The organism is Streptomyces sp. NPDC046821 (assembly GCF_040645335.1).
Lineage (GTDB): Bacteria > Actinomycetota > Actinomycetes > Streptomycetales > Streptomycetaceae > Streptomyces.
The window spans coordinates 205,145-212,450 of sequence record NZ_JBEYYB010000015.1; the positions used below are offsets into that span (position 1 = coordinate 205,145).

A 7,306-nucleotide genomic window follows, 5' to 3' on the forward strand; every position below is an offset into this window, starting at 1 on the left:
TACTCGGGCTTCGTCCTGTCCGGCGCGGCCATGACTCTGTGCGATCGTGCAGCGTCAGAGCGACGCGATCAGAGGGACGTATGAACGAAACGGTTTCGACTCCCACCCGAGGCGCCAGGGCCGGACGCGATCACGCTTACCCAGGGCAGGTCACGGTCCACGATCGTGCGGATCTGCACGACCTCCTCCGCACGGCACTCGCCCTCGAACACGCCACCATTCCCCCCTACCTCTGTGCGCTCTTCTCCCTCAAGGAAGGGCAGAACCAGGACGTCGGGGAGATCATCCACAGCGTCGTGATGCAAGAGATGCTGCACATGGCTCTCGTCGGCAACATCATGAACGCGGTCGGTGCCACCCCCCGCTTCGACGATCCGGACCGGGTTCCCGTCTACCCCGGCCCGCTGCCCGGGGGTGTCCTCCCCGACCTGGAGGTCTCGCTCGGCGCCTGCTCGATCGAGCGGGTGCGCGAGGTCTTCATGGGCATCGAGCTGCCCCACGTACCGCTGGCTCCGGCCGGCAGACAAGCGCTCGCCGCCATCGAAGCGCAGGACCCGGTGCTCGACGACGACGGGAACATCCAGAACCTCACCACCGAGGCCCTCTCCGCCCCTGTGCGGTTCTTCGCCATGGCCGACTACGAGGACGGCACCGTCGGCGCGTTCTACCAGCAGGTCGCCAACGCCCTGACCGACCTCGACGAGCGCGAGGACGACCTGTTCTCCGGTGACCCGAGCAGGCAGGTGAGCTGGCCGAACGCGCCCGGACGGCTGTACCGGGTGACCGATCTGCAGACGGCGCTCTGGGCGATTCTGGAGATCGTCGGCCAGGGCGAGGGCCATGCACACGACCCGGCCGTCGGGCCGCTTCCGGGGAGGGCTTCATGAGCGACGTGGGACAGGACGAATCCACCGGCGGGCCCGACAGGCGTACCGCTTTGCAACTTGCCGCCACCGTCGCCGTGTCGGGGGTGCTCGCGACCGCCACGGGGGTGTCGGCCTCGGCGTCGCCCGCCCCGGAAGCGGCGGTGGCCGCCTCATCGGTCGCCCCGGCCGCGGAGGCCGCTTCCGAGCTGGCGCACTACTACCGGTTCATGGAGATCGTGGAGGGGCGTCGGCTGGTCAAGACGCACGGCCAATGGACGTTCGACGGGGAGAAGATCCCGTTCGACCCGCACGGGGTGCACCGGCTGACCGACCGTCCTGACACGCAGCGGCTGGAGGAGGGCTCCGACGCGCACGCGGCCTCCGAACGGTGCGACCGCGCGTACACCGAGATGCTCTGGACGCTCAACCGGGTGTTCGACGGCCACCCCGGCGAGCTGCCGAGGGCCGCGCGGCAGATGCACGAGCTCGCCCGTGAGGCACGCGCGCTGATGGAGATCCCGAGCGCCCCGGGCGCGAAGACGGTCCTCGCCCCGGCCTTCCAACTGGCCGAGGACGACTGAGACCGCCTCCAACCGGCCGGGGATCGCTGCGACCGCCCTACAACTGGCCGAGGATCGCTGCGACCGCCCTACGACTGGCCGAGGATCACTGAGACCGCGGGAGCCGGGCGCGGCTCGCGACGCGATGCCGCGTCCGGGCATCCGGCCTACGTTGGTCGCATGGCATCGACCACCGCGAGGAGTCCAGGGGCACAGGCCCGCACGGGCGTCATGGACGCCTCGATGTCCGCCGTGCTGTTCGCGTTGTCGGTGCTGGCCGTCTCGGTCGTCCACGACCAGCACCGGCTCGCCTTCCGCTGGCCCGCCGTACTGCTCATCGCGGTCAGCTGCGCCGCGCTGATGTGGCGCCGCCGTTATCCCTTCGGCGTACTCGTCGTGGCCCTCGTCTGCACCATGGTGCTCCAGGGGCTCGGCTTCCGGTCGGGCCCGCTGAGCACGAGTCCGCTCATCGTGTCCGTCTACACCGTCGCCGTGTGCACCGACCGGCGTACGGCCTGGACGACGGCCGGGCTGTCCGCCGCGGTGATGGTGGGCGCGGCCGTGGCGACGGAACCCCGGGCATGGTTCTCCCCGGACGCCGTCGCGCTGCTCGCCTGGATGGCGCTGCCCGCCGCGATCGGTGACGGGGTGCGGTCCCGCCGGGCCTATGTGGCGGCCGTGGAGGAACGCGCGGAGCACGCGGAACGCACCCGCGACCAAGAGGCCCGGCAGCGCGTGGCCGAGGAACGGATGAGAATCGCGCGGGAGTTGCACGACTCCGTGGCTCATCACATCGCCCTGATCAACGCGCAGGCGGGTGTGGCCGTCCATCTCGTGGAGCAACGTCCCGAGCATGTGCTCACCGCTCTGGAGGGCATCCGCGACGTGAGCCAGTCCGCGCTCGACGAGCTGCGGGTCACCGTGAGCCTGCTGCGTCAGCCGGACGAGACGGCCGCGCCCCGCGATCCGACGCCGGGCATGGAACAGGTACCGGCCCTTCTGACGTCGTTCGACCGTGCGGGGCTCGCCGTGAAGCAGACGGTGAGTGGTGACCCGGCGGCGTTGTCACCGGCGGCGGACCTCGCGGCGTACCGGATCATTCAGGAGGCCCTGACCAACGTGCGCAAGCACGCCGGGGTGGACCATGCGCGGCTCGACCTCCACTACCGGCCAGGGCGGCTGACGATCACGGTGGAGGACGACGGCCGCTCGGTGCCCGCGCCCTCCGGGTCCGGCAGCGGGCACGGGCTGATCGGGATGTACGAGCGGGCGAGCACGGTGGGTGGCCGGGCGCAGGCGGGGGTGCGGCCCGAGGGCGGTTTCTCCGTGATCGCCGATCTGCCGCTCCTGCCCGTGTCCTCGGCGGGCGAGCCCGATGTGGCGCCCGCGCACCTCGGCCGGGTCGCCGAGTTCTCCGAGTTCTCCGAGGAGGGACGGGCGTGACGATCCGGGTCCTGCTCGCCGACGACCAGGCTCTGCTCCGGGGCACCTTCCGGATGCTGTTCGATTCCGCGGAGGACATGGAGACCGTGGGCGAGGCCTCCGACGGCAGGGAGGCCGTGGAACTGGCGGACGCGCTGCGTCCCGACGTCGTCCTGATGGACATCCGGATGCCCGAGACGGACGGGCTCGCGGCGACGCGGGTGATCAGCGAGTCCGAGGATCTCGCCGGGGTGAAGGTCCTGATCCTCACGACGTTCGAGGACGACGAGCATGTCGCCGAGGCTCTGCGTGCTGGGGCGAGCGGCTTCCTCGGCAAGGGGGTGCGGCCCGAGGTCCTGCTCGACGCCGTCCGCACGGTGGCCGCCGGTGAGGCGCTGCTGTCGCCGATGGCGACCCGCGCGCTGATCTCCCGGTTCCTGGCGCAGCCCGAGCTGTGTCCGGCGGTCGTCCAGGAGCGGCTGGAGTACCTGACGCCACGGGAACGCGACGTGATGTGCCTGGTGGCCCTGGGTCTCTCGAACGAGGAGATCGCCGAGAAGCTCTTCGTCAGCCCGCTCACCGCGAAGACGCATGTCAACCGGGCCATGACCAAGCTGGCGGCGCGCGACCGCGCCCAGCTCGTGGTCATGGCGTACCAGAGCGGGCTGGTCAGCCCGGCGGTGGAGGCGAGCCGGCCGGAGCGGTGACGGCCACGTCGCCGCTCCGGCCGGCTCGAGCGGTGACGGCCACGTCGCCGGAGCGCTGAGGCCCACGTCGCCCGAGCGCTGAGGCCCACGTCGCCCGAGCGCTGAGGCCCACGTCGAGCCGCCCTTCAGGGCCACGTCAGTGGTAGCCCCGGGCTCCGAGTACCACCGATGCAGTACACGCGATTCGCTTCAGGGGGACGACGCGGAACGCCCCCGGGATCGGCCACAGTGAACGGGAGAACGGAAACCTTCCGTCTCATGGTGTTCGGGCCGCGCCCCGCGCGTGGCCCACAGCCGAGAGAGGACGTGGCGCCATGTTCAGCACGACGCAGGAATGCCACACCACCCGCGAGCGACTGGCCGACTACGTGCTGGGCGCGCTCCCCAAGGATGAGGCCGCGGCCATCAGGACCCACCTGGCGACGTGTGCCGACTGCCAGGACGAGCACTACTGCCTGGCGGCCGTGTCGGCCCACCTCACCCCGCTGAAGGAAGCACTGGCCCACGACTCGCACCGACGCGTACTCGGCCGCCGCCACCAGGTGCGCGCCACCCGGCTCACGCTCGCCCAGTGGGTCAGGTCGAACACGTGGGCCGCGGCAAGTTGACGGCCGCCGCGGCTGATTCCGGGGTACGTGTCGGGCGGGCCCGGGCCGCCCGCCCGACAACGTCTCAACCTCGCTTGTAGTAGTACCCGTTGGCCGTGCCGTCGCCGACGTCGTGCCGCACACCGCTACCGTTCACGATGAAGAACGACGCGTTCATCACGCGCTGGCAGTAACCCGGGTTGGGGCCGACGAGACTTCCCGAACTGACGTTGATGCGGCTGCCGTTGGCCGACGAGGACGTCACCTTGGCCGAGTAGGGGCAGTCGTTGTACGGGAAGTCGCTCATCCGGACCGCGCCCGCCCGGGAGATGGTGATGGTGCCGGGCTGCCCGGTGTTGTAGGTCTCCGCGAACTTCCAGGTGCCGACGAAGGACGACGGGACCGAGCTACTGCTGCCGCCGCCCGAGCCGCCACCGCTCGAACTCCCGCCGCCGGACGAGCTACTGGAGCCGCCTCCGGAAGCCGACCCGCCTCCCCCGGACGAGGTGCTGGTTCGGCCGCCGCCTCCGGACGCCGAACCGGAGCCGCCGGAGGAGCCCGAACTCCCGCCCCGAGCAGGGGCGTTGTGGCCATCGGCGCCGTTCGCCCCGTCCGAGCCGTCTTTACCGTTTTTCCCGTCCGCCCCCGCCTTGCCCTTCTTGTCCTTGCTGTTGGAGGCCTGGGGGCTCTTCTCGGCCTTGGAGGGTGAGGCGTCCGCCGGTGACGGGGACGCCGAGGCGGGCGTCGCGGGCGCCCCGCTCGACGGGGGCGTGGCGCTGTTGCCGATCCCGCCGCCGAACGGCTGCACCATCACGATCGTTCCGCCGCCCACGCCCAGGACCAGTGCCACGGGGACGGACACGAACCACGGGCGGCGGCGCTTCTCCTTCTTACGCTCCTCGGCCTTACGCTCCTCCGCGGTCGCCCCGCCGGCCTTGACGACCTCGGCGCCGGCGGCCTCCCCGTCGGACCGGAGCCGGACCGTCCCCCGGTCGACGCTCTCCTCGCGCACCGGCGCCGCCTCCGCGTCCAGCAGTCGCGCCGACTGCCGGGCGAGGTGGCCCACGACCTCCGCGGGCAGCCACGACGATCCGGACGGGGCGACGAGATCGTCGCCGAATTCGTCCAACAGCTCGTCCACGGAAGGGCGTTCGTCGACCGGCTTGGCCAGGCAGCGGGATATCAGGGCGCGCAGGCGCTCGTCGCGGACCCTTCCGAGGTCGGGCTCGGCCTCGACGATCTGGTACATGACCGCGTGCTGGTTGCTTGCCCCGTGCCCGAACGGCAGCGTGCCGGTGGCCGCGTACGTCAGCACACAGCCCAGGGTGAACACGTCGCTCTTGGGGACCGCGCTCTCGCCTCGCACCTGCTCCGGGGCCATGAAGCCGGGCGAGCCGATGACCATTCCCGTGCTGGTCAGCAGGGATTCGACGGAGGTCTCGGCGGCGCGGGCGATGCCGAAGTCGATGACCTTGGGGCCTTCGACCGTGAGCATCACGTTCGACGGTTTGAGGTCGCGGTGGACGATTCCGGCCGCGTGAATGTCCTGGAGGGCGCGCAACAGCCCGTCCGCGAGGGCGAGTACGGACTCCTCGGGCAACGCACCGTGTCCGCGTACGACCTGTTCGAGGGAGAGCCCGGGTACGTAGCCGGTGGCGACCCAGGGGAATTCGGTGTCGGGGGCCGCGTCCAGTACGGGCGCGGTGTGACGCTCGCCCACGCGCCGGGCCGCGTCGATCTCCCGCCGGAAACGGGCTCTGAACTGCGGGTCCGCGATGTGCTCCTCGTGCACCACCTTGACCGCGACCGTGCGGCCGCCCTCGGAGCGGGCGAGGTAGACCCGGCCCATGCCGCCGGCGCCCAGTCTGCCGAGCAGCAGATAGGGCCCGATCCGGGCGGGGTCGGTGACGGTCAGCGGCTTGATGCCGCCGTCGAGGTTGTCGTCGGCGCCCTCGCTGGTCCCGGCGTGGTCCGGCGTATTGGTCATGTTCGGTGCACTCCCCCGCGGTTCCCCACCACCGCATGGCGAACCGGCGTGGAGACAGGTGCTGTTGATAGGTCGTCAGAAGTGGGGACGCTGGGTGCGGCAGGGTCAGTTCTGCTTCGTGATCACCGGCAGCGGGTGTTCAGTCTGATGCACAACCCACGGAGATTGGAACTGCTTTCGAGCACAAATTCTAGAAAGATCTTCTAGTCCGGGTGGGCCGGCGACGGACCTTCGAGAAGGTCTCCGTCGGGCCTCCGGGTGCACCTGCTTCGGGCCGACCCAGACGCACAAATGCTTCGGGCCGGCCCGGACGCACAAAAAAATCAGTCCTCGGAGTCCTCGCGTTGCCATCTACCTCAGTCGTCGCTGAGGCTCCGGTAGCGAAGGGCTTCGAGGGCCTGGCCAGAGCCTACGAGGATCTCTTGCCGGTAGACGTCTCCGCCGTCGGTGCGATCCTGCGGTTTTTCTGGTGTAATGACTAGTTTCCTCGCCATTTGACCGAAGTCAAGAGGTCCCCGAAAAATTCGCACGCCGAATCGAAATCCGCAGGTCACACCCCGTCTCGGGCAGGGATGGGGACGGGGGTCGCGCCCGGACGGGTTCATTGCGGGTGCGGGTCGTCCGAATTCAGGTCCGCCGCACGTACGCTGCCCGCACCGACCATTCGTGACGAAAGGACTGAATGTGGCTTCTCGTCTCAATCCCTACATCAGCTTCTCCGGTGAAGCGAAGCAGGCCATGGAGTTCTACAAGGAGGTGTTCGGGGGCGAGCTGTCCCTCAACACCTTCGGCGCCTTCGGCTCCGAGGCTCCCCCCGGATTCGCCGACAAGATCATGCACAGCAGCCTCCAGACCACCGGCGGCTTCACGCTGATGGCCGCCGACACTCCGCCCGGCATGGAGCACAAGCCGGGGAACAACATCTCCGTGAGTCTCAGCGGCGACGACATGGGCGAGCTGCGCGGCTACTGGGAGAAGCTGTCCACCGGCGGAGCCGTGTCCGTCCCCCTGGAGAAGCAGATGTGGGGCGACGTGTTCGGCATGTGCACGGACAAGTTCGGCATCACATGGATGGTCAACGTCAGCGAGCAGTAGGCGCAGTCCCGGGATCTCACGCGTCGGCGGCCCGATCGGGCCGCCGACGCGGTTCTCGGTACACCGCGTCGGAAGCGCTCCC

7 protein-coding genes are annotated in these 7,306 nt (G+C 70.0%); 6 read left to right on the plus strand and 1 reads right to left on the minus strand.

Annotated elements, in window-relative coordinates:
- Window positions 1-80 precede the first annotated feature (80 nt).
- The 5 genes from ABZ893_RS29670 (at window position 81) to ABZ893_RS29690 (ending at window position 4,163) form a co-directional block, all read left to right on the plus strand.
- Window positions 81-887, plus strand: coding sequence for a ferritin-like protein (locus ABZ893_RS29670; protein ID WP_361409680.1), 807 nt, complete (start codon window positions 81-83; stop codon window positions 885-887).
- Window positions 884-1,447: a hypothetical protein gene (locus ABZ893_RS29675; RefSeq protein WP_361409683.1), complete on the plus strand. Its 564-nt coding sequence runs from the start codon at window positions 884-886 to the stop codon at window positions 1,445-1,447. Before ABZ893_RS29670 ends, ABZ893_RS29675 begins: the two co-directional genes overlap by 4 nt.
- Before the next feature lie 159 nt (window positions 1,448-1,606).
- The gene (locus ABZ893_RS29680; RefSeq protein ID WP_361409686.1) at window positions 1,607-2,869 is read left to right on the plus strand and encodes a sensor histidine kinase; all 1,263 of its coding nucleotides are present in this window, start codon (window positions 1,607-1,609) and stop codon (window positions 2,867-2,869) included.
- Window positions 2,866-3,555 carry a response regulator transcription factor gene (locus ABZ893_RS29685; protein WP_361409689.1) on the plus strand — a complete coding sequence of 230 codons (690 nt, stop codon included), beginning with the start codon at window positions 2,866-2,868 and terminating at the stop codon, window positions 3,553-3,555. Before ABZ893_RS29680 ends, ABZ893_RS29685 begins: the two co-directional genes overlap by 4 nt.
- Window positions 3,556-3,869: 314 nt before the next feature.
- Window positions 3,870-4,163 (plus strand): zf-HC2 domain-containing protein, encoded by a 294-nt coding sequence (locus ABZ893_RS29690; protein ID WP_361409692.1) that lies wholly within the window; start codon window positions 3,870-3,872, stop codon window positions 4,161-4,163.
- Between the two features lie 64 nt (window positions 4,164-4,227).
- Here the strand turns inward: ABZ893_RS29690 and ABZ893_RS29695 are convergent, their stop codons facing one another.
- Window positions 4,228-6,129, minus strand: a complete 1,902-nt coding sequence (locus tag ABZ893_RS29695; protein WP_361409695.1) for a protein kinase — start codon at window positions 6,127-6,129, stop codon at window positions 4,228-4,230.
- Window positions 6,130-6,813: 684 nt separating this feature from the next.
- Between ABZ893_RS29695 and ABZ893_RS29700 the strand changes: the two genes are divergently transcribed.
- Complete coding sequence (locus tag ABZ893_RS29700) at window positions 6,814-7,224, plus strand: VOC family protein (RefSeq protein WP_361409698.1); 411 nt, start codon at window positions 6,814-6,816, stop codon at window positions 7,222-7,224.
- The last annotated feature ends 82 nt before the right edge of the window (window positions 7,225-7,306 follow it).

Bases quoted from the DNA above. Each gene is read 5' to 3' on its own strand.
- ABZ893_RS29695 (WP_361409695.1), bottom strand. From the start codon at position 6,129: ATGACCAATACGCCGGACCACGCCGGGACCAGCGAGGGCGCCGACGAC.
- ABZ893_RS29690 (WP_361409692.1), top strand. From the start codon at position 3,870: ATGTTCAGCACGACGCAGGAATGCCACACCACCCGCGAGCGACTGGCC.
- ABZ893_RS29680 (WP_361409686.1), top strand. From the start codon at position 1,607: ATGGCATCGACCACCGCGAGGAGTCCAGGGGCACAGGCCCGCACGGGC.
- ABZ893_RS29675 (WP_361409683.1), top strand. From the start codon at position 884: ATGAGCGACGTGGGACAGGACGAATCCACCGGCGGGCCCGACAGGCGT.
- ABZ893_RS29670 (WP_361409680.1), top strand. From the start codon at position 81: ATGAACGAAACGGTTTCGACTCCCACCCGAGGCGCCAGGGCCGGACGC.